This window comes from Saccharopolyspora sp. NPDC049426, assembly GCF_040676935.1.
In the GTDB taxonomy this organism is placed as follows: Bacteria; Actinomycetota; Actinomycetes; order Mycobacteriales; family Pseudonocardiaceae; genus Saccharopolyspora.
Window position 1 is genome coordinate 91,323 of the sequence record NZ_JBFAPZ010000013.1, and the last position, 24,544, is coordinate 115,866.

General features: G+C 66.6%; 25 protein-coding genes and 1 tRNA gene. 20 read left to right on the forward strand and 6 right to left on the reverse strand.

The annotated features are described in order from the left end of the window. Window positions 1–83: 83 nt before the first annotated feature. The 3 genes from otsB to AB0J78_RS26065 all read right to left on the reverse strand — a co-directional run bounded on the left by otsB (window position 84) and on the right by AB0J78_RS26065 (window position 5,817). Window positions 84–2,633 carry a trehalose-phosphatase gene (otsB, locus tag AB0J78_RS26055; protein WP_363793377.1) on the reverse strand — a complete coding sequence of 850 codons (2,550 nt, stop codon included), beginning with the start codon at window positions 2,631–2,633 and terminating at the stop codon, window positions 84–86. A gap of 130 nt (window positions 2,634–2,763) precedes the next feature. Continuing rightward, a complete protein-coding gene (locus AB0J78_RS26060; RefSeq protein WP_363793379.1) occupies window positions 2,764–4,215 on the reverse strand; it encodes a trehalose-6-phosphate synthase in 1,452 nt (483 codons plus the stop codon). Window positions 4,216–4,368: 153 nt separating this feature from the next. Continuing rightward, window positions 4,369–5,817 (reverse strand): threonine/serine exporter family protein, encoded by a 1,449-nt coding sequence (locus tag AB0J78_RS26065; RefSeq protein ID WP_363793381.1) that lies wholly within the window; start codon window positions 5,815–5,817, stop codon window positions 4,369–4,371. Between the two features lie 200 nt (window positions 5,818–6,017). Here AB0J78_RS26065 and AB0J78_RS26070 point away from each other — a divergent pair. From AB0J78_RS26070 to thpD, 8 genes are all read left to right on the forward strand, one after another. Then, a tRNA-Thr gene (locus AB0J78_RS26070) sits at window positions 6,018–6,090 on the forward strand. A 242-nt stretch (window positions 6,091–6,332) separates the two neighbouring features. Further along, window positions 6,333–6,788: a GNAT family N-acetyltransferase gene (locus tag AB0J78_RS26075; RefSeq protein WP_363793383.1), complete on the forward strand. Its 456-nt coding sequence runs from the start codon at window positions 6,333–6,335 to the stop codon at window positions 6,786–6,788. 153 nt (window positions 6,789–6,941) lie between these two features. Continuing rightward, the gene (locus tag AB0J78_RS26080; RefSeq protein WP_363793385.1) at window positions 6,942–7,418 is read left to right on the forward strand and encodes a DUF2127 domain-containing protein; all 477 of its coding nucleotides are present in this window, start codon (window positions 6,942–6,944) and stop codon (window positions 7,416–7,418) included. A 193-nt stretch (window positions 7,419–7,611) separates the two neighbouring features. Further along, a complete protein-coding gene (locus AB0J78_RS26085; protein WP_363793387.1) occupies window positions 7,612–8,352 on the forward strand; it encodes a trypsin-like serine protease in 741 nt (246 codons plus the stop codon). 433 nt (window positions 8,353–8,785) lie between these two features. After that, on the forward strand, window positions 8,786–9,265 hold the full coding sequence (ectA, locus tag AB0J78_RS26090) for a diaminobutyrate acetyltransferase (protein WP_363793390.1): 480 nt from the start codon (window positions 8,786–8,788) through the stop codon (window positions 9,263–9,265). 70 nt (window positions 9,266–9,335) lie between these two features. Continuing rightward, the gene (gene ectB, locus AB0J78_RS26095; protein ID WP_363793392.1) at window positions 9,336–10,583 is read left to right on the forward strand and encodes a diaminobutyrate--2-oxoglutarate transaminase; all 1,248 of its coding nucleotides are present in this window, start codon (window positions 9,336–9,338) and stop codon (window positions 10,581–10,583) included. Window positions 10,584–10,729: 146 nt separating this feature from the next. Further along, window positions 10,730–11,131 (forward strand): ectoine synthase, encoded by a 402-nt coding sequence (locus AB0J78_RS26100; protein ID WP_132678446.1) that lies wholly within the window; start codon window positions 10,730–10,732, stop codon window positions 11,129–11,131. A 205-nt stretch (window positions 11,132–11,336) separates the two neighbouring features. Further along, on the forward strand, window positions 11,337–12,236 hold the full coding sequence (gene thpD / locus AB0J78_RS26105; protein ID WP_363793394.1) for an ectoine hydroxylase: 900 nt from the start codon (window positions 11,337–11,339) through the stop codon (window positions 12,234–12,236). Window positions 12,237–12,335: 99 nt separating this feature from the next. On the opposite strand, the gene AB0J78_RS26110 is transcribed toward thpD, so the two are convergent. Continuing rightward, complete coding sequence (locus tag AB0J78_RS26110) at window positions 12,336–13,616, reverse strand: hypothetical protein (protein ID WP_363793396.1); 1,281 nt, start codon at window positions 13,614–13,616, stop codon at window positions 12,336–12,338. Between the two features lie 428 nt (window positions 13,617–14,044). On the opposite strand from AB0J78_RS26110, the gene AB0J78_RS26115 reads away from it, so the two are divergent. Further along, window positions 14,045–14,425, forward strand: a complete 381-nt coding sequence (locus AB0J78_RS26115) for a hypothetical protein (RefSeq protein WP_363793398.1) — start codon at window positions 14,045–14,047, stop codon at window positions 14,423–14,425. Window positions 14,426–14,982: 557 nt separating this feature from the next. On the opposite strand, the gene AB0J78_RS26120 is transcribed toward AB0J78_RS26115, so the two are convergent. Both AB0J78_RS26120 and AB0J78_RS26125 read right to left on the reverse strand, forming a co-directional pair. Next, window positions 14,983–15,789: a hypothetical protein gene (locus AB0J78_RS26120; protein ID WP_363793401.1), complete on the reverse strand. Its 807-nt coding sequence runs from the start codon at window positions 15,787–15,789 to the stop codon at window positions 14,983–14,985. Next, a complete protein-coding gene (locus tag AB0J78_RS26125; protein WP_132671899.1) occupies window positions 15,779–16,606 on the reverse strand; it encodes a hypothetical protein in 828 nt (275 codons plus the stop codon). Before AB0J78_RS26125 ends, AB0J78_RS26120 begins: the two co-directional genes overlap by 11 nt. 132 nt (window positions 16,607–16,738) lie before the next feature. On the opposite strand from AB0J78_RS26125, the gene AB0J78_RS26130 reads away from it, so the two are divergent. The 11 genes from AB0J78_RS26130 (at window position 16,739) to AB0J78_RS26180 (ending at window position 24,445) form a co-directional block, all read left to right on the forward strand. Continuing rightward, window positions 16,739–17,098 (forward strand): hypothetical protein, encoded by a 360-nt coding sequence (locus AB0J78_RS26130; RefSeq protein WP_363793403.1) that lies wholly within the window; start codon window positions 16,739–16,741, stop codon window positions 17,096–17,098. A gap of 498 nt (window positions 17,099–17,596) precedes the next feature. Next, window positions 17,597–17,998, forward strand: a complete 402-nt coding sequence (locus tag AB0J78_RS26135) for a hypothetical protein (protein ID WP_363793405.1) — start codon at window positions 17,597–17,599, stop codon at window positions 17,996–17,998. Window positions 17,999–18,164: 166 nt separating this feature from the next. Beyond that, the gene (locus AB0J78_RS26140; RefSeq protein WP_363793406.1) at window positions 18,165–18,425 is read left to right on the forward strand and encodes a hypothetical protein; all 261 of its coding nucleotides are present in this window, start codon (window positions 18,165–18,167) and stop codon (window positions 18,423–18,425) included. 2 nt (window positions 18,426–18,427) lie between these two features. Beyond that, window positions 18,428–18,619 (forward strand): hypothetical protein, encoded by a 192-nt coding sequence (locus AB0J78_RS26145; RefSeq protein ID WP_132621665.1) that lies wholly within the window; start codon window positions 18,428–18,430, stop codon window positions 18,617–18,619. A gap of 79 nt (window positions 18,620–18,698) precedes the next feature. Further along, window positions 18,699–20,087, forward strand: coding sequence for a cell division protein FtsK (locus AB0J78_RS26150; protein WP_363793409.1), 1,389 nt, complete (start codon window positions 18,699–18,701; stop codon window positions 20,085–20,087). A 17-nt stretch (window positions 20,088–20,104) separates the two neighbouring features. Next, entirely contained in the window at window positions 20,105–20,356 is a 252-nt protein-coding gene (locus AB0J78_RS26155; protein ID WP_363793412.1) for a hypothetical protein, read from the forward strand. Continuing rightward, window positions 20,353–20,544 carry a hypothetical protein gene (locus AB0J78_RS26160; protein ID WP_363793414.1) on the forward strand — a complete coding sequence of 64 codons (192 nt, stop codon included), beginning with the start codon at window positions 20,353–20,355 and terminating at the stop codon, window positions 20,542–20,544. The genes AB0J78_RS26155 and AB0J78_RS26160 overlap by 4 nt, the downstream gene beginning before the upstream one ends. Window positions 20,545–20,557: 13 nt before the next feature. Continuing rightward, window positions 20,558–21,421 (forward strand): DUF2637 domain-containing protein, encoded by an 864-nt coding sequence (locus tag AB0J78_RS26165; protein WP_363793416.1) that lies wholly within the window; start codon window positions 20,558–20,560, stop codon window positions 21,419–21,421. A gap of 120 nt (window positions 21,422–21,541) precedes the next feature. Then, on the forward strand, window positions 21,542–23,050 hold the full coding sequence (locus tag AB0J78_RS26170) for a replication initiator (protein WP_363793418.1): 1,509 nt from the start codon (window positions 21,542–21,544) through the stop codon (window positions 23,048–23,050). A 13-nt stretch (window positions 23,051–23,063) separates the two neighbouring features. After that, window positions 23,064–23,213, forward strand: coding sequence for a helix-turn-helix domain-containing protein (locus AB0J78_RS26175; RefSeq protein WP_363793570.1), 150 nt, complete (start codon window positions 23,064–23,066; stop codon window positions 23,211–23,213). 11 nt (window positions 23,214–23,224) lie between these two features. Beyond that, the gene (locus AB0J78_RS26180) at window positions 23,225–24,445 is read left to right on the forward strand and encodes a site-specific integrase (protein ID WP_363793420.1); all 1,221 of its coding nucleotides are present in this window, start codon (window positions 23,225–23,227) and stop codon (window positions 24,443–24,445) included. Window positions 24,446–24,544 lie beyond the last annotated feature (99 nt).

Consider the following 24,544-nt stretch of genomic DNA (forward strand, 5'->3'; position numbering starts at 1 on the left):
AAACCCCGAAACGTGACCAACGACGGCGGAAAAAGCGAACGGGCCGCTCACCGAAGCGGTGAGCGGCCCGTTCCGGGGGTTGTTCAGGCGGACAGCAGCTGGGCGCAGCGGATCAGGCCCAGGTGCGAGTACGCCTGCGGGTGGTTGCCCAGGGAGCGCTCCGCGATCGGGTCGTACTCCTCGGACAGCAGGCCCGTCGGCCCCGCGGTGTCCACGATCTGCTGGAAGAGCTCCTCCGCCTCGGTGCGGCGACCGGTGAGCAGGTAGGACTCGATCAGCCACGCCGCGCAGAGGTGGAAACCGCCCTCGTCACCCGGCAGACCGTCGTCCCGCCGGTAGCGGTACACGGTGGAGCCGCTGCGCAGCTCCGCCTCGATCGCGGTGACGGTGGCGCGGAACCGCTCGTCGGACGGGTCGATCAGCCCCGACAGCCCGACGTAGAGCGATGCCGCGTCGAGGTCGGAACCCTCGTAGGCGGTGGTGAACGCCTGCACGTCCGGGTGCCAGCCGTTCTTCACCACGTCCTCGGAGATCTGGTCGCGCAGCGAGACCCAGCCGTCCTCGACCTCGCGGCCGTAGGCCCCGGCGATCTTGATCGCGCGGTCCAGGGTCACCCAGCACATCACCTTGGAGTAGACGTGGTGCCGGGGCGCGTCGCGCTCCTCCCAGATGCCGTGGTCGGGCTCGAACCAGCGCTTGCTGACCGCGTCGGCCATCGCCGTGACCAGTTCCCAGTCGTTGTCCCGGACCGTGCCGGTGGCCTGGGCCAGGTGCGCGATGAGCTCCACGACGGGACCGAACACGTCGAGCTGGACCTGCTGGTCGGCGAGGTTGCCGACGCGCACCGGACGCGATCCGGCGTAGCCGGGCAGGCTGTCGATGACGGCCTCCGGGCCCAGACCGGTGCCCTGCAGCGAGTACAGCGGGTGCAGCCGCTCCGGGCCGGGAACGGACTCCAGCACCCGGTGCAGCCAGTCCAGGAACGCCTCCGCCTCGGCGTTGGAACCCAACGTGACCAGCGCCTGAGCGGTCATCGCGCCGTCCCGCAGCCAGCAGTAGCGGTAGTCCCAGTTGCGGACGCCGCCGATCTCCTCCGGCAGCGAGGTGGTCGCGGCCGCCATGATCGCTCCGGTCTCGGAGTGCACCAGGCCGCGCAGCGTCAGCGCCGAGCGGGCCACCAGTTCGCGCTCGACCTCCGGCAGCGACAGCGTCTTCATCCACTCCGACCAGTACGCCTCGGCCTCGGCCCGGCGGGCGGGCTCGTCGGTGGGCATGAGGTCTTCGGTGCCGCCGCGCATCTCCAGCACGACCGGCTCGCCCTCGGTGAGCTCGATGACGGCCGTCGCCGACTGGTGCATGCCGTCGGAGGCGATCTCCCACTGCACGCCCGGCGAGTACACCACCATCGGCTCGGAGGTGCCCTGCACGCGCAGGCCCCCGGCCTCCGGGGTGATGCGCACCGGCACCTGGCCGAACTCGGGACGTGGCGCGAACTCCACCGACACCGTGGCGCTGCCGCTGATGACCCGCACCAGGTCGGTGCGGTGGTTGTCGGTGCCGTGCGCGAGGTAGTCGGTGACCAGCAGCCGCGACCAGCGCGTCTCGACCGTCATGGTGTTGGGCACGTAGCGCTGGCCGAGCGGCAGCGGGCTGCGCTGCCCGCCGTTGCCGCCGACGTGCGGGCGGATGCTGAAGTGACCGGCGGCGGGCCCGCCGAGCAGGTCGGCGAACACGGCTGCCGAGTCGGGCCCCGGGTGGCACATCCAGGTCACCCGGGCGTCCGGGGTGACCAGGGCGATGTTGCGCTCGTTGGACAGCATGGTCAGCCGCTCGATGGGCGGCGCCTGCTCGCCGTAGAGCCAGGTGCGCCGCTCCTCCATGAGGAACGCCAGCACGGTGGCCACGTCGGTGGTGCTGCTGATTCGGTGCGCGGCCAGCGAGTCGCCCTCGCCGACCTTGATGCCCAGGTCAGGCCCCTGGAGCCGGGCGAACGCCTTCTCGTCGGTGACGTCGTCGCCGAGGAAGATCGCGGCGGTGGCGCCGACCTGGTGGCGCAGCGCGTCGAGGGCGTTGCCCTTGTCGGTCTGCACCACGGCCAGCTCGATGACGGCCTTGCCCTCGGTGACCTGCACGCCGTCCCACTGCGCGGGGCCGTTGCGGACGGCGTCGAGGACGGACTCCGAGACGTCGTGCTCGGCGCGGCGGACGTGCACCGCGACGCTGGCGGGTTTGGCCTCCAGCGTCACGCCGGTCTGGCCGCGCACGATGTCCTGGACGGCCACCTGGAGCTCGGTGCGCAACTGGGTGGCCTCGGGTTCGAGGCCGTGCACGAAGCCGACGTCGAACTCGGATCCGTGGCTGCCGACGAGGTGGACCTCGGCGGGCAGCCTGGACAGGGTGGCCAGGTCGCGCAGCGCGCGACCTGAGATCACCGCCGTGGTGGTGGCGGGCAGCGCGGCGAGCGACCGCAGCGCGTGCACCGATTCGGGTAGCGGTTTGGCCTGAGTCGGATCGGCCACGATCGGTGCGAGCGTGCCGTCGTAGTCACAAGCGACCAGAAGTCGAGGCGTCCGCGCGAGCTGCACGATCACGCGTCGCAGCTCCGCAGGCAGGGCTTCGGCGGTCAACGCCATACTCCTTGGGGGCGGGTCAAGTCTGGATGGATCGATCCGGTTCGCCGCGGCGATGACCGACTGCTGGCGACCGGTTCTGCTCAGTATCGCCGACGTCGTGCGATCCGTGTTCCGGACCGGTTACCGCCGGCTACTCCACGAGGGGTGCGCCCAACGCTTCGAGGAACGACCGCGCCCAGCGGTCGACGTCGTGCGTGAGCACTTGCCTACGCAGAGCGCGCATCCTACGGCGACCCTCCGCCTCGTCGATCTCCAGGGCGGCGAGCAGCGCGTCCTTCACGCCGTCGAGGTTGTGGGGGTTGACCAAGAACGAGCTGGTGAGTTCGGCGGCGGCTCCGGCGAATTCGCTGAGGACCAGTGCGCCGCCCAGGTCGTAGCGGCAGGCGACGTACTCCTTGCAGACGAGGTTCATTCCATCGCGCACCGGGGTGACGACCATGACGTCGGCGGCGGCGTAGAGCGCGACGAGGTCCTTCTTGTTCACCGACGTGTGCAAATAATGCACGGCCGGGTGACCGACTCGCCCGAAGAGTCCGTTGATCCGGCCGACCTGACCTTCGATGTCCTCGCGCATCTGCTTGTAGTGCTCGACGCGTTCCCGGCTGGGCGTGGCGACCTGGATCATCGTCACGTCCTCGGCCTTGATGTGGCCCTCGGAGAGCAGCTCGTGCATCGCGTGCAGCCGCACGTCGATGCCCTTGGTGTAGTCCAACCGGTCCACGCCGAGCATGATCTTGCGGGGGTTGCCCAGATCGGCGCGCAGCTTCTTGACGCGCTGCTGAACGTCCTTGCTGCGCGCCAGCTTGTCCAGCTCGGTGGAGGCGATGGAGATCGGGAACGCGCCCACCCGCACGGTCCGGTCACCGACCTGCACGACACCCGGCCGGTTGCGCACGCCGACCTGGCCGCGGCTCGGCTCGAAGCCGGCGAGCCTGCGGGCCAGCCAGAGGAAGTTCTGCGCGCCGCCGGGCCGGTGGAACCCGACCAGGTCGGCGCCGAGCAGGCCGCGCACGATCTCGGTCCGCCACGGCAGCTGCATGAACAGCTCGACCGGCGGGAACGGGATGTGCAGGAAGAAGCCGATCCGCAGGTCCGGCCGCAGTTCGCGCAGCATCGCGGGCACCAGCTGGAGCTGGTAGTCCTGCACCCACACGGTGGCGCCTTCGGCGCTGACCTCCGCGGCCGCTTCGGCGAAGCGGCGGTTCACCCGCTGGTAGGCGTGCCACCAGGAGCGGTCGAACACCGGCGGCACGACCACGTCGTGGTAGAGCGGCCACAGCGTGGCGTTGGAGAAGCCCTCGTAGTACTCGGCGAACTCGTCGGCCGACAGCCGGACCGGGTACAGCTGCATCTCGTCGTCGTCGAAGGGCTCGACGTCGACGTCGGCGACACCCGGCCAGCCGACCCAGGCTCCGCGACGAGCCCGCAGGAACGGCTCCAGCGCGGTGACCAGACCACCCGGGCTGTGCTTCCAGCGCTCGGTGCCGTCCTCCAGCTTCTCCAGGTCGACGGGAAGTCGGTTGGCGACCACTACGAAGTCCGCCCGGTTGGAACTCCTGTTGGGCCCGTCGCCCTCGCTCACCGGAAACCCTCCTGCCGTGTATCCACCTGTAGTTGTGAGGCTACTTAACCCGCACCGCCGCCGCGTGCTTCGTGTGGACCAAACACACCCGCGTGTTTCGGTCCGGATGGGGCCTTAACTTCGGCCCCGTTGCGGAACGCGGCAAGTCGGCGTTCAGTCCAGGCGCCGCCTGCTGGGACGCAGCGGGCCGGACAGCCTCGGTCCGGAGATCCGCCGCTCCAGCCGGCCGAGCCTGCTGCGCACCGGCTGCGCCAGGTACTCACCGAGCACCACGCCCGCACCGAGGGCGAGCCCGGTGGCCACCGCCAGCATCAGCGTCGCCACACCGGTCGGGCTGCGGAGCACCGACAGCTCGAACAGGCCGCGGTAGGTCGCCAGACCGGGCAGCAGCGGCGACACGGCGGAGACCGCGACGACCAGCACCGGGATCTCCAGCCGACGGGCGACGATGCCGCCCGCGAAACCGACGACGGTCGTCGCCACGGCCCCGGCCAGCACCGGGTTCAGCTCCACGCCGCCCGGCACGATCAGCGTCGCGTGCACCCCGGCCGCCACACCGCCGCCGATGCCCGCGATCAGCAGCGGGCGCGGCGGCGCGTAACTGGCCAGCGCGAAGCACGCCGAGGTGGAGGCACCGGCGAGGATCTGCACCGACAGCAGCAGCGCCGGCGTGCTCACCTGGGCTCTGCCCAGCGACTGGGCGTCCAGCCCGGCCACGTTGTCGCCGCCGATGCGCAGTCCCACGTACAGCGCCAGGACCACGCCCGCGATCAGCCCGGCGGTCATCATCGCCAGTTCGGCCATCCGGCCCGCCGCCGTGACGTTGTAGCCGGTGATGGCGTCCTGCATGGAACCGACGACGGTCATGCCGGAGAGCAGAACGATGATGCTCGCGGCGATCGCCAAGGGCGGGTCGTGCAGCATCCCGGCGGCGTAGGCGCCCAGCGCGAGGCTGGTGGCGATCGCGCCGCCGACGGCCTGCTGGAAGAAGAACGGCAGGGCGCGCTTGTTGAGCAACCGCCCGATGCGGTCGACCAGGGCGGTGGTGCCCGCGGCGACCAGCGGCAGGAACGGGTCCTCGCCGCCGCCGAGCAGCACGGCCAGCGACGCGGCCATGCCCGCCCAGGCCAGGGTCGCCACCCAGCGCGGGAACGGGTGCGGGGCGGTGGTGATCCGGTCCAGCTCGGCGTAGGCGTCGCTGGCGCTGATCTCGCCCGCGGTGATCCGCCGCAGCAGCTTCTCGACGTCGGCGAGCCGGGTGTAGTCGATGGAGCGGTTGCGGACCACGCGCAGCGAGGTGATCGGCGGCTGCTCGGTGCCCCGGTAGCAGGAGACGGTGATCGACGTGTAGATCACGTCGACCTCGCAGTGCGGCAGACCGTAGGCGCTGACCACGCCGATGATGGTCGCGGTGACGTCCGAGGCACCGGCACCGCTGGCCATCTGCACCTCACCGATGCGCAGGCCGAGGTCCAGGACCAGGTGGACGGTTGACTCGTCGGGCAGCGAGGGCCCGAAGACGACGTTGCGAGAGCCCGGGACGATCGTCTGCTCGGGGTCGCGCCGCCGCAGCACACCACGCGCGCGCTGCGTGATTCCCACCGCGGTCTTTCCTTCCTGCCGCACCCCGCGAACGGGGCGCCGCCGTGGCTGATCTTCCCCTCGGGCATCGCCTGTCATGAGCGGACCGTTGCACTCGGCATCTGTGGCTTCCATCACCTGGTCGTCGAGGCAAGCGCGGCCGCTTCCCAGCACGGGTGCGGCGGCGCTTACGATGTTCGCGCACACATCGTTCGTGCGTCGCCGCTGTAGCTCAGCTGGTAGAGCGCCCGCCTTGTAAGCGGATGGTCAGGGGTTCGAGTCCCCTCAGCGGCTCCGAGCGTACCTGACCAGGGCTTTTAACTGACCGGGTACGGCTGTGTCCGTTCCGCCACAGCCGTCGGGGTGAAATTTGGTCCCAAGACCAGCAAAAAAGTAACGACCTGCCCCCAACCTGCGATTACGACCTGGCTTTTCGACGGCGGAAGATCACTTCCACAGGGGCGCTGGACATCGGACGACCTCGACCTATACCGTTCCAGCGGATTTCGATCGTGAATTCTGGTGGGGTTTTGCTCGTGCGCATTATCGTTGACGATCTGACAGGTCCGGAGATCGAGGCTTTCCTGCACGGCCATCTCAGCGAGATGCGGGCGATCTCCCCTCCCGGGAGCACGCACGCTCTGGAGCTCAGTTCCCTGCGCCGACCTGGGGTGACGTTCTGGTCGGCGCGCGAGGGGAACGCGGTGCTGGGATGCGGAGCGATCAAAGAAATCGATCTTGAACACGCCGAGGTCAAATCAATGCGAACCGACCCCTGGCACAAGAATCGCGGAATTGCATCTCAACTGCTGAAGCACATCATCGGCGAATCGAAACTCATGGGATACACCCGGCTGAGCCTCGAAACGGGTTCCGCCGAATTCTTCGAACCGGCGCGCAAGCTCTACCTCAAACACGGCTTCACCTACTGCGATCCGTTCGCCGAATACCGCAAGGACCCCAACAGCGTCTTCATGACCAAAGTCCTCTGACCCACCGGGCAGGGACTCCTCGGGGCGCGGGACTTCACCAGCGGGCGGTCTTGGTCCGAACCCCCGAGACCCCGGAGCCCACGAGACCCCGGAGCCCGCGAGGCCCCGGCGGCTCCGCGCGTCCGCCTCGGCGATGCGGCACATCATGGGGGCGTGGGCGCTGAGGTGACGATGACCGATCGGCTGTTCCGCGCGGCCGTGTGGCTCAAGGGGCTGGACGCCGTGGGCCAGCTGGCCGGCGGCGTGCTGCTGATCTTCTTCCCACCGCGCGCGCTGACGCGGATCGCGCACGGGGTGGTGACCCGCGACCTCCTCGGCCCGCCGGCCGGTCCGCTGGCCGGGCACTTCGAGGAGGCCGTGCGCCACTTCACCGGTGGCGCCCGCGCTTTCGTGATCGGCTACCTGCTGGTGCACGGCCTCATCAAGCTCGTCCTGGTCATCGCGCTGCTCCGCAAGGCCGTCCGCTGGTACCCGGCCGCGATCACCGCGCTCGGGCTGTTCGTGCTCTTCGAGCTCGTCCGCGGCGTGCAGACGCACTCGTGGGTGCTGCCGGTGCTGACCGTGCTGGACATCGTCATCATCGTGCTGGTGATCAAGGAATACCGGGAGTTGCGCCGAAATCCCGCCTGACGGAACGATCTCCACGACTCCCGGTCGCCGGTCGAGATCGGCGGAGTCCGAATTCCGTTGGGAAATACGTGGAATTGCCACGCGGGTATTTCCCGGTAATTGGCGAGTTGTGCTCAAGCAATGGACAGCGCCACTCGGTCGAGTGAAGGTCGATTTCGGTCCTCGCCCAATCCGCGAACCGAAGGAGACCAACGTGTCGCTCGTCCGCAATCTCGCCGGACTCGCCGGTGCCGTGATCGCCGGCGGCCTGCTGGCGGTGCCCGCCCAGGCAGCAGCTGATACCACTCCGCAGGACGTCCAGCCGTACATCATCGATGGCCGCGAGGTGGACAGCGCGCCTTGGGCGGCCCGCCTGTTCGTCGACGACCAGGAGACCTGCACCGCGTCCATCATCGCCCCCGAGTGGGTCCTCACCGCTCAGCACTGCGTCGCCGACGCGGCCGACGGCAACGGCCTGAGCTTCAACATCGGCGACGTCGACCAGACCAAGGGCGAGCGCGCCAACGCCATCCCGGGCGAGGTGCACATCCACGACACCGCCGACATCGCGCTGGTCAAGATCGACCACGCGGTGCAGACCGACTACGCGCCGCTGGGCGACGCGGGCACCGTCAACACCGGCGACACGGTCCAGACCTACGGCTGGGGCGCGACCTGCACCGACAAGCCCGAGATCGAGTGCCAGGCGCCGATCCTCAAGGTCGCCGACGTCAACGTGACCGGCGTCAACGGTGACTGCACCGACTACCGCGGCGGCCAGGCCATCTGCGCCTCGCGCGGTGACGGCATCCCGGCAGGCGGCGACTCGGGCGGCCCGATGTTCGCAGGTGACAAGCAGGTCGGCGTGGCCTCCACGAGCGACCGCGCGACCTCGACCGCCTACGTCAACATCACCGAGTACCGCGACTGGATCTCGTCGCTGGCCGGAGTCTGATCGACCTCCCCCCACGGGGACCCGGACGCAGGCACGGGTTCCCACACGCGGGCGCACTCGCCCGGGGCGTGCCGGCCCCGGAGAGTGCGCCCGCTGCCATTTCCACCGGATCTGACGGTATTCGCAACACCGGAAGATTTCCTGCCCGGCGCTGATCACTCACTCGCCAACTCTCCGTTTGCGCAGGTCAGAGCATGCCGGAAATTGTCCTGCAAATCCCCGAAGATAGGGGCTAGCACCGGCCGAGACGACGGATCAACGTTTCTGTAGTGCTTCTCACGTGTAAAATTGCGAATCGCCTGGTAGATGCCGGAAGAAAGGCGCCAGAACCTGACTCAAGACGGATGTTCTGTTAAGTTGGCAAAACATGACCGGCGATAAACCGAGCCATAAGCACGAAGATCGAAATGGCGGAAGCGGTTCAGCCGGACGGTTGGAGATCGACGCTCCGGTCGTCGCGGACGGCCCAGAGCTCTACCGGATCACCCAAGATTCGGCAGTGCTCGATGTGAACTCGTCCTACGCATATTTGCTGTGGTGCCGGGACTTCTCGCAGACCTCCGCGGTGGCGCGTGTCGACGGTGCGGTCGTGGGCTTCGTGACCGGATTCATCCGGCCCGACGCCCCGGACACCATCGTGGTGTGGCAGATCGCCGTCGACGCCTCCCAGCGCGGGGGTGGCGTGGCAGGCAAGCTGCTGAACCACCTGCTCGACCGCGTGCAGGGGCGCGGCGTGCGGTTCCTGGAGACCACGATCACCCCGGACAACGCCGCGTCGATCAAGCTATTCAGCGCACTGGCGCGCGACCGAGCCGCAGAGATCAACAGCAGCGAGTTGTTCACCGCTGACCTGTTCCCCGACTCGCATCTGGGGGAAGACCTGTACCGCATCGGGCCGCTCGACGCCGCCTGACTCAAGCACCCAATCTTGTTCGTCCCTGAAGCGCCGGGCGCCCGCGCGCCGTCGGCCGAACGGAGGATCCGTGAACGACATCTTCGCCACCCTTGAATCGGAAGTCCGCAGCTACAGCCGAACGTGGCCGACCACGTTCGACCGCGCGGTCGGCAGCTACCTCTACGACGTGGACGGCACCGGCTACCTCGACTTCTTCGCGGGCGCCGGAGCCCTCAACTACGGCCACAACAACCCGGCCCTGAAGCAGAAGCTGCTGGACTACATCGCGCGCGACGGCGTGACCCACGGCCTCGACCAGGCCACCAAGGCCAAGGCCGAGTTCCTGGAGAGCTTCAGCTCCAACGTGCTCCAGCCGCGCGGCCTCAACTACAAGGTCCAGTTCCCCGGCCCGACGGGCACCAACTCGGTCGAGTCGGCGCTGAAACTGGCCCGCAAGATCACCGGCCGCGAGTCGATCATCAGCTTCACCAACGCCTTCCACGGCATGACGCTGGGCTCGCTGTCGGTCACCGGTAACTCGATGAAGCGCGGCGGCGCGGGCATCCCGCTGGTGCACGCCACCCCGATGCCCTACGACGACTACTTCGACGGCCAGGTGCCCGACTTCCTGTACTTCGAGCGCATGCTCGAGGACAGCGGTTCGGGCCTCAACGAGCCGGCGGCGGTCATCGTCGAGACGCTGCAGGGCGAGGGCGGCATCAACTCGTCCCGTCCCGAGTGGCTGCGCGGTCTCTACGACCTGTGCCAGAAGCACGGGATCCTGATGATCGTCGATGACGTGCAGATGGGTTGCGGCCGGACCGGTCCGTTCTTCTCCTTCGAGGAGGCCGGCATCAAGCCCGACATCGTCTGCCTGTCCAAGTCCATCGGCGGCTACGGCATGCCCCTCGCACTGACGCTGATCAAGCCGGAGCACGACGTGTGGGAGCCGGGCGAGCACAACGGCACCTTCCGCGGCAACAACCCGGCCTTCGTGACCGCCAGCGAGGCGTTCCGCCTGTACTGGTCCGACGACACGCTGGAGAAGGCCACCATCGCCAAGGGCGAGCGCGTCGGCCAGGTGCTGGAGGAGATCGCCGCCGAGCACGGTGGCGCGATGGCCAAGGGCCGCGGTCTGGCCCGCGGTCTGGGCTTCGAGGACACCAACGTGGCGGGCAAGATCTCCAAGGCCGCGTTCGACCGGAAGCTCCTGATGGAGACCTCCGGTCCGTCCAGCGAGGTCCTGAAGATCATGCCGCCGCTGACCATCTCCGACGAGGAGCTGGAGAAGGGCTTGGCGATCGTTCGCGACTCCGTCAAGTCCGTTCTCGCCTGATTCGACGTTGAGCTCACGGGGTCGGGAGGGTGAAAAGGCCGTCGATCGGCTTTCACCTCTCCCGGCCCCGGCACGTCGTGCGGCAAGCTGCGTGTGGGCGAGTACCCGCGCAGTGCACCACTGAACAAAGATTCGCAGGAGGAAACGTGATCGTCCGGCACCTCTCGGATATCGAGGACACCGACGCCGACATCAAGACCGAGAACTGGCGCAGCAAGCGCATTCTCCTGGCCAAGGACAAGCTGGGCTTCTCGGTGCACGAGACCACGCTCTACGCCGGCACGGTGAACGACTTCTGGTACGCCAACCACATCGAGGCCGTGTTCATCACCGAGGGTGAGGGCGAAGTCGAGAACAAGGCGACCGGCGAGGTCCACCAGCTCAAGCCGGGCTCGATCTACGTGCTCAACGACGCGGACAAGCACCAGGTCCGCCCGAAGACGACCATGAAGACCGTGTGCGTGTTCAACCCGCCGGTCACCGGTCGTGAGGTCCACGACGAGAACGGCGTCTACCCGCTGATCGTCGAGGACGACGTCGCCAGCTGAGTTAAGCGACGCGCGCGGCGGGTACCCGGAGAATAGGGGGACCCGCCGCGCTGTCTTTGACCACCAGGGTTTTCCCCACGCGTTGACGTGGGGGAACGCGGGCACTTGACGTGTGCCGCTTCTTACCGAGGAACCGAGAACGGCGGGCGGTGTCCACCAGGGCATCGGCCCGCTCCGGCGGGAATTCGCGAAGGAGGCGCAACCCATGACCCTCGCTGATCTGAGCACCACGGACCGCTACCCCACCCGGGGCTCCGATTCGACGCTGCTCGATCGGACCGATCCGACCGTCTGGTCCGGTGTTCGCACCGGCCCGGCGGCGCGCGACGAACTGGCCGCTCACGATGCCAAGGGCTTCCACGTGGTGGAGGGACTGCTGTCCCCCGCCGAAGTGCAGGCGCACTGGCAGGAGTTGGAGAGGCTGATGCGCGATGAGAGGGTCCGCAACGACGAACGCACCGTCGTCGAACGTTCGTCGAACGAAGTCCGCTCCATCTTCGAGGTCCACAAGATCAGCGACCGGATCGGGGAGCTCGCCCGCGATCCGCGAGTGCTGGACCGCGCCCGGCAGATCCTGGGGTCGGACGTGTACGTGCACCAGAGCCGGATCAACTTCATGCCCGGCTATCGCGGTACGGGTTTCTACTGGCACTCGGACTTCGAGACGTGGCACGCCGAGGACGGCATGCCGGCCATGCGCGCGGTCAGCATCTCGATCGCGCTGACCGACAACTACCCGTTCAACGGCGGACTGATGATCATGCCGGGTGCGCACCGCACGTTCGTGTCCTGCGCTGGTGAAACCCCGGAGGACAACTACAAGTCCTCGCTCAAGCAGCAGAAGGTCGGTGTCCCGTCCGAGGACAACATCACCAAGCTGGCCTACGAGCACGGGATCGAGCAGTTCACCGGCCAGGCGGGCTCGGCGCTGTGGTTCGACTCCAACTGCATGCACGGCTCGGGCAACAACATCACGCCCTACCCGCGCTCGAACATCTTCATCGTGTTCAACAGCGTGGACAACGCCCTGGTCGAGCCCTTCGCGGCCAAGTCCCCGCGACCGAACCACGTCGCCTCCAGGGACTTCACCCCCATGAGGCGCTGATCCGGAAGGGTTGGTCGCCAAGGGGCGGTTTTGGTCCGAACCGGCCATGATCGACGTCCGTTTTGACCGGTCGGTTCGGACCAGAACCGCCCACTGCCCTCACCTCACGGGGTGAGCGGCGAGGACCCCGCCGACCTCCGCTGCCGCAGCCGGGTCCAGGAGGGGGTACCTGCCTCCGGCCACGAAGCGCTCCGAGAGCTCGAAGGTGATCGTCTCGCCCTCCGCCAGGAAGTTCGCCGTGGCCTGGGCGTTCGTCGTGACGTTGTCGGGGTGCGTGATCGCGATGTCGGTGTGGGTCGCGGCGAGGTACGGGCTGGCGAACTGGCTGAACGAATCGCCCACCACGCGCACCGGCTTGGTGATCATGCCCGGCTTGGGCGAGGACTTCAGGTGCAGCGGCTGGTGGAAGTCGCTGGGCTTGAACTGCGTGTTGTCCTCTCCCCCGTCCGGCGCCAGCGAATAGGCCTGGATCGGCACCGTGCGGTCCTGCCCCAGCAGGTCAGGGATGTCCGCGGTGTGCGGGTACTGCCGCGACGGCGCCATCTTCCACGTGCCGGTGATCCCCGGGGACAGCCTCTCCGCGAGCTGGTAGACCATCGTCGCGCCGCCCTCGTGGGTCCAGTGCGTGTCGATGTCGTGGTAGATCGGGCGCCCGTTGCGCTCGGCGGCCTGCCGCAGCGGGGCGCGCAGATCGATCGCCCCGGTCGCCTTCGGGACCTCGCGCCAGAACGCCTCCCGCTCGGCGACGGAGCAGTCCTCCCCCGGGTAGGTCTCCGGCAGGTGCTCCGGGTACACAGTGGACTTGTCCGGGGCGATGACCAGCTGGAACCTCCGCCCCGACGACTCCACGGCCTTCCGCCAGGCGCGCAGCCCGGCGATCACCTCCTGGGTCGAGCGGGACGGAACGCAGCGGTAGGACACGTCGTGGCCCAGGTACAGCCAACCGTTCTCGCCCTCGATGACCGGCGGGAACACGCTCTCGTCGATCGGCGGCTTCGCGTCCACCTGCCCCGCGCCCACCGGCGAGCTGTGCGAGCCGCCCGCCAGCGGAGCCGGTTCGCCGAACACTCCCCTGCTGATGGCGTTGACCGCCTGCACCGCGCCCTTGCGGAACGGCAGGTGATCGGTGGCCCACCCGTTCAGACCGGTGAAGAAGCCGAAACCCTCGGTGACGCTGGGGAACTCGGCCAGCGGCCGGTTCTCCAGCTGCTCCGGCCGCGCGCCGAACAACCAGCTGCTCAACGGGGCGCTGAAGAACGCCAACGCGCAGATCAACGCCACCAGCTGGCGCCTGCCGTGGCGAGGCCGGTGCAGCGGGTGTTCCCGCGGCAACCACGCCTCGTGCACCGGCGGCAGCTCAGGAATCCTCACGTCGCTCACGCCCTCTTGGAACCTGATCCATGAACAGCTCCTAGAACTGGTAGTACAGACGGCCAGCAAATCACGACCAGGGCAAAGCCCGGTGAGTAAGCCTGTCACCTGCGGACTTCCGTCGCTGGCGGTTGGTGAAATTGGTTGTTGTTGGGTGGTCTCAGACGGCCTGCCGACGGCCTGACGGCCTGTGGACGGCCTCGGCTGATGGAGGGGTCAGCCGATCAGACACCGCACGACAAACCGAGACTTACCGGTGCGGTTCGTCAGTTCGAAGGTTGCGAGCGCCCACCAGTCGCCGACGCACGTCTGATGCCAAGCCAGTAGTACGCCTGGCACGGTCGTGGCGATATCGATGCCGCCCGTTCTCAAAGAACAGGGCCAGGAACGTCACCGAGGTGCTGGCTGAGGCGCTCACGCAGGAGGAGATACTCCTCATGTCGACGAAGTGGGCCCGGCGGGCGCTCAACCACACGGTCCGCGGTGACAGTCTGGCCGAGCTGGAACTGCTCGCGCGTCAAGTCAATCTCAACGCCGGTGGGAAGCCGGTTCCACCAGTGGAAGCCGTGCTGTTCCCCGTTGAAGTGGACCTCGCCAAGCACAAGGTCTCCGCCAAAGATGTCGTTGACGATCAACGCTGTGATGTCGCAGTGGCCCCACGCCGGATTGTCGGCCTGCCAGCCAGCGCGTTCAAGGTCGTCCGGGGAACAGGTATCAGCCGCCCAACTGGCGCGAAGGGCTTTATCGAGGACAAGAAGATTCCAAGGGCTCATGTCGGCAGCGTCGCAGCCTGCACTGACATTGCTCGCCGTGATTGACCTACGGTTCACGTTGGCGCTATCTACATGCAAGGGAGGGCCTCTGTCCTCACCCCGTCGACCTGGCGAAGCCCTCATCAGGCCGTGTCAAGGGGGCAACCGGCGATGTCAGCGGGAGATGCCGGCACTCAAGCTTGCCCCCTTGACGCGGGCTGATAGCCCTTGTGGAGGTCGATGGGGTGAGGACAGAGCAGCCACGACCGAACCGCAGCCGATGTGCCTGTCCCCCTCACCCTGTTGGCCTGCCCGTCCGGCGAGGACATCTCTTTGCGCCTGAGCGTGGACCCTTCTGGCGGTGCGGGGCCGCCTGCCTACCCGTTTGGCCGGGGCGCGGGCGCCGGGACCGGCCGGAGGCCGCACGCCCGGTGTCCCGCTGCCCCGGCCAGAGAAACAGCAGGTAGGCGGCCCCGCAGGGGCCGCCCTTGATGAAGAAAAGAAACTCTGAACACACGCGCAGTGCATCAAAATCAAGATCTGGGGTCGGGTCCTCGATCCGGTCGACGACTGCGTCGGGGTTCAGTTACAGCATGCGGTCGTGGGGCGTCCTGGCCGGGGGCTTACCTGAAGCGGACAGCAGCGATGGCCTTGTCGTCATGCCGCTTAGAGCGCGGAAAGAGCTTCCCGTCCGGATCATCGGTCTCTTCCCATTCGTGCAGGCGATCAAGCAATGCCAGCAGCGCGGACTGACCGGCTGCCGCTAGGTCCGGCCAGTTGTCGAGGCCAGTATGACGCGCCGTGTTTAGAGCACCGTCGGTCAGGAGAATCGCCCAGGGCGTCGACTGGACCGGGTGAGTCGCAGTGAGAGCGTGCGCTGCTGCGGCGGGGTCGGCTTCGGCGATCCAGTATCCCCCGGACTGGTTTCGATGCTTCGCCTGTTGATTCTGGAGTTCACGCAACAGCTGCGTGTGATCTTCGTCGTAGCCAGTCCCTTGGGCCAATCGCTCTTGGTACCGGCTCCGCTCCCCCAGGTTCAGGGCGTCGATCCGCCCATCGGTGACAATTCCGCTCGGAAGCACGATCGCGCTGTCACCGAGCACGAGCGTGTCGACCAGATCACCGCGCTGACGAACGATGGCCACCGTGCTTGATGGAGATTCCCCAGCACTCAGGTTCAGTTCCGCTGCCGCCTCTTCGATCGCGACCGCCAGAAGATTGGAGAGGTCTGCCTCGGGGGCTTCCTCCAGGGAACGGCTGAGGCGGCTGCCCAGGGTCGCCGCATACCTGCTCGCCGAGACCGGAACCGGTATGAACGCGGATGCTCCGTCTAGGACGAGGACGGCATTCCTGGTCACGAAGATCTTGTCGTCGCTGTTCTCGGAACCAGGAAGTTGGGCGGTCGCTACAGATGCGACCTCACCAGGCATAAGGGCCTCCTACGAGTTCGCTCTTGGTGATGGTGAGGCCGTCGTAGGTTGCGCGCACAGCTCCGCTGAAGGACACGTCGCCGACCCGGCGGTAGAGGTCGGCGAGGTTGCCCGTGAGGTAGTGAGCGACTCCAAGCGACCCGATAGCGTGGATGCCGGCGATGTGCACGACGACCCGACCGTCATAACGATGACGCGCGAAGTACCCGAGGTCTGCGTGCTGCGGCGTCTCGTCATCTGCAGGCGAGCCGAACCGCTCCCCTGAATCGCGGTGTTCGAACCACCACCGACCGCCGTCCTTGATAAGCGTCGCGACGGGGTCTTCATCAAGCAGTTCGGCACCGATTGGGGCGGACTTCGGGCCGCAGACCACGACACCGTCGCCTTCCGGCGCGGCTTCGGTTTCCGGACCGATCTGGTATCGATCGACCGTGAATGACAGTGCGGCCAGCAGCGATTCCAGCTGCTCCCCCGTCTCCGCGTCCTCGGCGGCAATGAGCGGGCGTTCGCGGTCGGTGACCTGGTACCGGTACGGAATACCGATGCTCACTGGCCCCACACCGAAGAAGGCGCGCTGAGCAGCCGCAGCCGACTGCTTGATCTGTGTGACACGGCCCTTGGTGATGCCGAGACCCGCTGCAATCTCCGTGTAGCTCATCCCCAGCTCACGGTGGGCCTCTTCGATCGCTGCCTTGCGCAGCCGGGCGAGCTCCGTAGCACGCTGCTGATAGATCGTGATGAGATCTGTGGCGCGCTGACCTCGGCGGATGGGGTCAGTCTCCCTCCGCACGGCTTCGAACTCGTCCTTGGTGGTCACACCCGGAGTTTAGACCCCTTGACAGCCGAGGGCCAACGCCCTACCTTGGTGTTTAGACCCCCTCAACAACAGATTGCGCCGCAGGTGTTTAGGGGGGTAAACACAGCCGAGAAGATCTAGCTGGAGGCAGAGATGCTGAGGAACATCCCGGTCAACATGCAGGGCTACAAGCTGATGGTCACCGAGGCTCCGCAGGAGAAGACCCGCGAGAAGGACGGCGTGCAGGAGTTCGTGAAGAACCGCGAGGGCGTGCAGCAGTTCGTGGTGTCGCTGTTCGCGAAGCGCCGGGTGCAGCCGGGCGAGTTCCCGGGCAAGGGTGAGGAGATCAAGGTGACCTTGACCGCCGACCCCGGTGAGGGCTTCGAGGAGGGCGTCTACGTCCAGCTGATCGACGCGACGGTCAGCCACTGGGAGAACGACAACGGCTCGGGCCTGGCGTTCAAGGCCAACGGGCTCGCCCCGGCGAACGCCCAGATCCCGGCCGCTGCCTGACCAGCCCCGCATTCTGACCATTCCCATCTGACTTTTTCTAAGCCTTATTCAGGCTGCTTGTTGTTTGAGAATTCAAGAGTGGGCCGAGCTATGCCTTTTTCGGCGCGAAAACGTGCGCCGGAGAGGCCTTATTGGCCCCGGGGGAAGCAGTTTCCCGGGGCCTTTATGGACTCTCGCAAGGGCTAGCGAGAAAGGGGGTGAATTCGATGCCGCCTTACCAGGAGAGCAGCACCGCGTCGTGCGCGAATGGCTGCGGAATGCCCGTGTGGGGTTCGCAGGTGATGTGCACGTTGTGCGCCACGAAGTGATCAATTAATAAGAGAAGGAAGTGGTTTCAAGTGTCTTTGTGCTATTGCCCGGCTTGCCACATCGACCCGATGCGGTATCGGCACTCCGGCGACCAGTTCTGCAACCACGAGGTGAACGGAGGTGAGGGTCATGGGTGGGTTTGATTTCCACGGCTCCGGCTGCCTGGGCTCCGAGAAGGGGTGAGCAGGGATGGACGGTGAAACGGATCTGTTCGGCAACCCGGTGGCCCCGCTGCCAAAGCGGGAGGAGTCCCGGCCACCGATTAACGACATGGACCTGATCGAGAAGGTCCTCCGGTCGGCCTCGCGTATCGGGTTCGTGCTGGTCGGGATCCGGGAGGACGTCTACAAGCGCCTCAGCAACGACGAGGTGGAGAAGGTCCCGGACCACATCGACGCGGCCGTGCACCAGCTGATCGAGGCGCGCTGGCTGGAGATCGGCGGCACGCACCACGTGCGCTACGGCCGCTACCAGGGCTCCGCCCGATCAGTGCTAGTGCCGCGCAGATCAAAGCAGGCCGCCTACCGCTGGGAGGCACTGGCCAATCCCTGGAACAGCAGCGACGAGAGAGAAAGGGGGCGGGTGGCGTGAGTGGGTGTGCGCACTGGTTCTACTTCGTTGATCCCGACGGCACCGCGCAGTGCCAGGACTGCCCGCATTCATGGAAGGTCAATTGAGTTCAGAACGAGCACCGCCTTTCGCTCCGGATCAGGCCGGAATGAAAGGAGAACGAACTAACGAAAGGAAGGGTTAGGCAATGCAGGTTCAGGCTGCGAATCGCCACGCCATGAACAAGTACCGCGACCTGATGGCCGCTGTTGCTTTGGTTCGCACGGCGTTGGATGAGGCTAAAAAGCTCCACAAGAAGATCCAAGAGCCCGGCGAGACCGACTGGCGGGTTCCGGGTCGCGATGAGGTCGACGGCGCGCACGCAAAGGCGGCTGTGCAGTTGACCGCGTTTCACGCGTCGACGGTGAAGTGGGAAAAGGAACTCGTGTCGAAGGGTTGGAGGGTCTGAGGATGAGCAACAACAGCTATCAGGTCACGGCGGTGATCGAGGACATCGACAAGGCCATGAGCAAGCTTCGCGAGGCCATGAAGGGCTTGCAGGTGCGCACGGCGGGGTTCAAGAAGGACCACGACGAGCTGGCGCGCACGGTGGCGAACTACAAGGTCGACCTCGAAGACGCCCAGATCAACAACTCGAAGTAACCCGCATTTCCCCGAGGGGCTCGGCTGCTGGCTTCGTGCTGGTGGCCGAGCCCCTTTTTCTGAATGGAGTTGATCCGCAATGGCTTTGGTGAACCGACGCAAGGGCATGGAGTGGCGTGCGGCCTCGTGGATGGCCCGGCACCCCGGCATGACCGGCACACCCGCCGCACTGGCCGCCAGCGTGGTCGAGCTCGGACCGGTCACCACCGGAACCGCCCTGGCCGGAGTAGGGGCGGCTGGGCTGTCGTGGTATCGCGGACACCCCGAGACCTTCGACCGCTTCGGCGCCCCCGTGCTGCGCTCGTTCCGCCGCAGATGGCTGCGCTACGTGGGCCGTCGCTGGCGGGGGCTGATGATCGATTGCGAGTTCGGCCGGGAGAACCGCCGGACCGGCCACATCGAGGTCCCCCGCCTGGTCCGCGTGCGCTCCGCCTCGCCGTCGATCGACACGCTGTACGTGAAGGTCCTGCGGGGTCAGTCGTTGAAGAAGTTCCAGGATGCCGCCGACGAGCTGTCGATGGCGCTGCGGGCCGACGCCCTGGGCATCGTGAAGGTCAAGCCCGGCCTCATCGCGCTGACCGTCGTGCGGGGCAACCCGTTCGAGCAGTTCATCGACCCGGCCGAGATCCCCGCGGACTCCTCCGACGTGGATCTGTCGGCGCTGTACTTCGGCGAAGACGAGTACGGCAACGACTGGACCGAACCGATCCTCGGCAACCACCTTCTGGGTGTCGGCGCTGCTGGGGCGGGCAAGAGCTCGCTGATGTGGAACCCACTTCGGGCGATGGGACCGGCGATCCGCGACGGCCTTGTGCGAGTCGACATGTGCGACCTCAAGGGCGGCATGGAAGCGGGCAACGCCCGACCGCTGTTCAACAAGTACGCCGACGACCCGGACAAGGCCTTGCAGGTCATCGAGGCCTTCCGCAACGACATGAAGACCACGCAGCGCTTCCTCAAAGACGAGGGGCTCCGCAAGGTCCGCGTCAGTACCGAGACGCCTCTGCGGGTGTTGATGATCGACGAGCTGGCCATGATGACCGCCCTCGGCAGCTCTAGCGTCACTCGCGCCGCTGTGAAGCTGCTGGCCGAGATCATGACCCAAGGACGCGCCTCCGGGTTCGCGGTCTGCGCCTACCTACAGGAGCCGACCAAGGACATCCTGCCGGTTCGGGATCTGTTCACCCGCCGGATCTGCCTGCGCACCACCGCCGAAAACCACGCCGACATGACCCTCGGCGACGGCATGCGCGTCAAGGGCGCCCTGACCGACGAGATCCCCGCTGATGAAGACCACGCCGGGATCGGCTTCCGCGTCGACCAGTACACCCGCCGCCCCATCCGGGTGCGGGCCGGAAATGTCGCCGACGAGGACATCGAGGAGCTCGTGCGCACCTGCCCGGCACCGACTGAGGACACCTCCAACGTTGTCGAGTTCCGCCGCGACGAAGACGAAGACGCCGCCTGAGGCAAGGAAGGAAACCCGTGAACCTGACGCCCTACTTCTACGCAGGAGCCCCGCACGCAATCGTCTCGCTCCACCCCGGCTCTGACGGGGTCACGGTCGCGATCACGTGGCCCTGCGACGACGACAAGCCCGGCGCCGAATGCCACATGAGCTTCGAGCAGTTCAAACGGCTCATCGCTGATGGCGTCCAGATCCAGACCACCGCCCTCGAAGCCAACCACCCCAATCAGTACGCGCTGTTCACCGATGAGGAAGGAACGAAGTCATGAAGCCCGTTGTCCACGTGGAACTGACCGGTAAGGCCATCAAGACCGTCCTGGTGTTACTGGCCTTCATCTCCGCGATCCTGGCTCTGGTGTGGCTGCTGGTCAGTCCCGCCTACGCCATCGCCGGAGGCATCGGCGTGATCCTGGCCGTGCGGGGCCTGTACGCCCTGTTCACCCCCAGCACCGAGTAAAGGGGTGAAGGCGATGGATCAGGACACGCCCCAGAGCAAGGCGCACCTGTGGCTCTCGCCGGTCGCGCTCGGTTTGGTGGCGCTGGCGGCGGTGATGGGCTGGGCCGCGAGCTTCGTGGGACTGCACGAATACGGCATGACCTCCATGACCGGATTCACCTACTGGACCGCGTGGCTCGTGCCGGCCACCTTCGACGGAGCCGCGTTCGCCTGCACCCTGATGACCTACCGAGCCTCCATCCACGGCCGCTCCGCCCTCCGCGCACGGCTGCTGATGTGGGGATTTACGGCGGTGAGTTCGTGGATCAACTGGATTCACCAGCCCACCCTGGAAACCCGGCTGGTCGCCGCTGGGTTGCCGGTTGCGGCGGTCGCGGTCTTCGACATCGTGCTGTTGGAGATGCGGGCGGACTACGAAGCCCGTAGTGGCCGCACCAAGTTCCGGCTCCGCCCGGGGCTGCTGGTCCTGCGCTGGCTGGTCGACCGCACCGGCACCACCACGGCGTTCCGCGCCCAGATCACCGCCGTGCCTGTCCACCAGCTCATCGGGCAGGCCGCCCCGGCGGAGATCCCCGCACCGGAACCGACGCCGACACCGGCTCCAGCTCCCGACCCGCGTCCGGCCACTCCGGCCGCATCACCGGCACCACCAACGCCGGTGGCCACGCCAACCACTGAGATCCCGAAGGCGGTCAGCAAGGGGCCCAAGCTCCCGCCCCCGATGGTCAAGGCCGTTCAGGCGGCCTACACCCGCGCCCGCGACGAGGGACGCGAGTTCACCGCTGATGACGTTCACGCCGTGATCAAGGTCCCAGCCGACAAGGCGGAACAGATCGCGGCCAGCTACAGCACCACCAACGGCCACGCTCTCGCGTAAAAGCCGTTGCCGCACAACTGAACAGCACCGATCGCTCGGCGGGACATCACCGGGCAGATCGGTCAGGTGGTGTCCCGCCTCTGACCTTGTCAGGAGGTGGAGATGTCACCGACTACGTTTATGACCGCCGACGATTACCGTGCGCTGGTCGCTGACGGCTTCCAACGCCGCGCCCGCGCCGCAGGTTTTCAGCAGTGGCGCACCGAGGCCGCTATGACCGGCGGCTGCACTCACCCGATCCGCCTGTCCGGACAGTGGGCCATTCAGGACACCGCCACCGGCACGGCCTTGGCCTCCCGGTCCGGACACGTGACCGTTCCGTGCGGCAACCGCCGCGAATCGGTGTGCGTGGCCTGCTCGGATCGCTACGCCGCCGACGCCTTCCACCTCCTCAAAGCCGGGCTGACCGGCGAGACCAAGGGCATCCCGGCCTCGGTCGCGGACAAGCCCCGCATGTTCCTGACGCTGACCGCCCCGTCGTTCGGGCCGGTCCACAACCGCCGGGCCCCTCACGGCAAGGCGATCCCGTGCCGCTGCGGCGAGTACCACCACCCCGACGACCCCCGCATCGGACAGCCCCTCGACCCCGAGGGCTACGACTACACCGGCCACGTCTTGTGGCAGGCCCACGCCGGGGACCTGTGGCACCGCTTCACCACCTACCTCAAGCGCTACCTCGCCCAAGCCGCCGGGCTCCCGCAGCGCCTGTTCGCCGAGCACGCGCGGTTGTCGTTTGCCAAGGTCGCCGAGTTCCAGCGCCGGGGCGTGATCCACTTCCACGCCGTCCTGCGTCTGGATGGGCCGGAGGGTGCGGGGGATCCGACCCCGAGGTGGGTCACCTCCGATGTGCTCACCGACGCCATCCGCCTCGCCCACGCCAACACGGTCCTGACCTCCCCGGAGGTCGACGGACAGACGTGGGAGTTGGCGTTTGGGGAGCAGATCGACATCCGCCCCATCCGGCCCGCCGACGCCGGACAGGTCGAAGACGACCAGGGCGTGATCACTGACGATCGGCTTGCGTCCTATGTGGCCAAATACGCCACCAAGGGCACCGGCAAGAGCGAAGCCGTCGACCGCCGCATCCGCACCCAAGCAGACATCGACCGCCTCCGCGTCACCGAGCATCACCGGCGGATCATCCAAACCGCCTGGGACCTCGTCACCCCCGTGCCCTGCCCGGACTGCCACCCCGAGGGCTTCCACGCCCCCGAGGGCTGCGGATGCGAGCACGCCCAGTACTGCGCGACCTGCAATAACGGCGGGGAAGTCAGCCGCACCGTCCTCTGGCATCGACTCCACCCGGAGCAGGGCGACAAGCCGGACCCGCTGGACGCACTCAAACCCCGGCACTGGGCGCACATGCTCGCCTTCCGAGGCCACTTCCTCACCAAATCCTGCTACTACTCCGTGCCCTTCCGGCAGATCCGCGACGACCGCCGCCGCTACCGCCACGACGAAGTGCTTGCCGAGCTCGGGGTCACCGACGACTCGATCACCGTCATCAACGACTGGTCCCTGGTCAGCGTCGGCCACCGCACCCCCGAAGAACGCGAACTCGCCGCCGCCATAGCCGAACGCCAACGCGAAGAACGCAAGCGTCGGTTCGACAGTGAAAGGAGGGACTAGGGCCATGCGAAAAATGCTGAGCCCGGACGAGGTTGCCGACTTTTACGCCATCCCGGTGCAGACGCTTTATGAGTGGAGAAAGAAGAAGTATGGCCCTCCTGCACGAAAAGTCGGGAAACACCTGCGTTACAAGGCCGACGAAGTAGAGACCTGGTTCGACTAAAGGAGAGAACGATGGGACACGTGCAGGACCGCTGGTGGAAGCCAGCAAAGGATGAGGCCGGAAAGCCGGTGCTGGACTCGCGGGGTCGCCCAAAGCGGGAAAAGACAACGCTATTCGGTAAGGGGATGCGGTACAAGGTTCGATACTTGGACCTGGATGGGAACGAGCACTCCGTCTCATATCCGGACGGACAGAAGAAAGAGGCTGAGAGCTTCCTCGCATCGGTGGAGGCCGACAAGCAGCGTGGGTCGTTCGTCAACCCGAATTCGGGCAAGGTTCCGTTCCGCAGTGTGGCGAAGTCTTGGCTTGACTCTCGAACCTTCGACCGGTCGACTCATGAGGCTGTGGAGACCCGTCTGCGGAACCACGTCTTCCCCCACTTCGGAGACAACCCAATCAAGGACATCCGCCCTTCGCGGATTCAGGCGTGGGACAGAGGTCTTCAGAAGCAGGGGCTCGCGGACACGTACCGGCGAGTCATATTCACGCACGTCTCGTCAGTCTTCTCATTTGCGATCGACGACGAATTGATCACCAAGAACCCCTGCTCGGCAAGGTCCGTCACCAAGCCTCCGGCGAGTTCGACGAAGGTGGAGCCCTGGCCGGAGGAAACTGTGTTCAAGATCCGCGAGTCGATCACTGCCCGATACCGCATTGCGGTGGATCTGGGTTCTGGCTGCGGACTACGCCAAGGCGAGGTTTTCGGGCTCTCGCCCGACGATATTGGTGAAGACCGCTATATCACCGTCAGGCGCCAGGTCAAGCTCATCGAGGGGAAGCCCGTGTTCGCGCCTCCAAAGGGAGGCAAGATCCGGCGGGTCCCCGTTGCGAACCAGATCGAAAAGAACATCGCAAAGCACATAAACGAGTTCGGAGCGCCTGAAGTGACGCTTCCCTGGAAGGACCCCGATGAGGGCGAGCCGATGACGGTCAAGCTTCTCGTCACGAACAGGAACGAGGGTGCTGTCATCCGGTACCCGTTCAACACCGACATCTGGAAGCCTGCCGTACGACGCGCCGGGGTCGAGAAGCCGACTCGCCGTGACGGGTTTCACGCGCTCCGCCACTTCTTCGCGTCGATCCTTCTGGACCAGGGCGAGAACATCCGGGCGTTGTCCGACTACCTTGGACACTTCGACCCTGGCTTCACTCTGAAGGTGTACACGCACCTGATGCCCTCCAGCTTGGAGCGGACGCAACGTGCTGTTGACACCGTCTTCGGCCGCCACTGATCAGCGCCCCGACTCGGTACCCCCGGCTCGGGGCGCTTCTGTGTTCAGACGGCCTGGTGACGGCCTGACCCCCTCAAAAGGGGGGATTGCAGCACCAAA

Excerpts from the sequence above, each read along its gene's own strand:
- otsB (WP_363793377.1), bottom strand. The coding sequence starts at position 2,633 with ATGGCGTTGACCGCCGAAGCCCTGCCTGCGGAGCTGCGACGCGTGATC.
- thpD (WP_363793394.1), top strand. The coding sequence starts at position 11,337 with ATGACCCTCGCTGATCTGAGCACCACGGACCGCTACCCCACCCGGGGC.
- AB0J78_RS26115 (WP_363793398.1), top strand. The coding sequence starts at position 14,045 with ATGTCGACGAAGTGGGCCCGGCGGGCGCTCAACCACACGGTCCGCGGT.
- AB0J78_RS26120 (WP_363793401.1), bottom strand. The coding sequence starts at position 15,789 with ATGCCTGGTGAGGTCGCATCTGTAGCGACCGCCCAACTTCCTGGTTCC.
- AB0J78_RS26130 (WP_363793403.1), top strand. The coding sequence starts at position 16,739 with ATGCTGAGGAACATCCCGGTCAACATGCAGGGCTACAAGCTGATGGTC.
- AB0J78_RS26135 (WP_363793405.1), top strand. The coding sequence starts at position 17,597 with ATGGACGGTGAAACGGATCTGTTCGGCAACCCGGTGGCCCCGCTGCCA.
- AB0J78_RS26140 (WP_363793406.1), top strand. The coding sequence starts at position 18,165 with ATGCAGGTTCAGGCTGCGAATCGCCACGCCATGAACAAGTACCGCGAC.
- AB0J78_RS26145 (WP_132621665.1), top strand. The coding sequence starts at position 18,428 with ATGAGCAACAACAGCTATCAGGTCACGGCGGTGATCGAGGACATCGAC.
- AB0J78_RS26150 (WP_363793409.1), top strand. The coding sequence starts at position 18,699 with ATGGCTTTGGTGAACCGACGCAAGGGCATGGAGTGGCGTGCGGCCTCG.
- AB0J78_RS26160 (WP_363793414.1), top strand. The coding sequence starts at position 20,353 with ATGAAGCCCGTTGTCCACGTGGAACTGACCGGTAAGGCCATCAAGACC.
- AB0J78_RS26165 (WP_363793416.1), top strand. The coding sequence starts at position 20,558 with ATGGATCAGGACACGCCCCAGAGCAAGGCGCACCTGTGGCTCTCGCCG.
- AB0J78_RS26170 (WP_363793418.1), top strand. The coding sequence starts at position 21,542 with ATGACCGCCGACGATTACCGTGCGCTGGTCGCTGACGGCTTCCAACGC.
- AB0J78_RS26175 (WP_363793570.1), top strand. The coding sequence starts at position 23,064 with ATGCTGAGCCCGGACGAGGTTGCCGACTTTTACGCCATCCCGGTGCAG.
- AB0J78_RS26180 (WP_363793420.1), top strand. The coding sequence starts at position 23,225 with ATGGGACACGTGCAGGACCGCTGGTGGAAGCCAGCAAAGGATGAGGCC.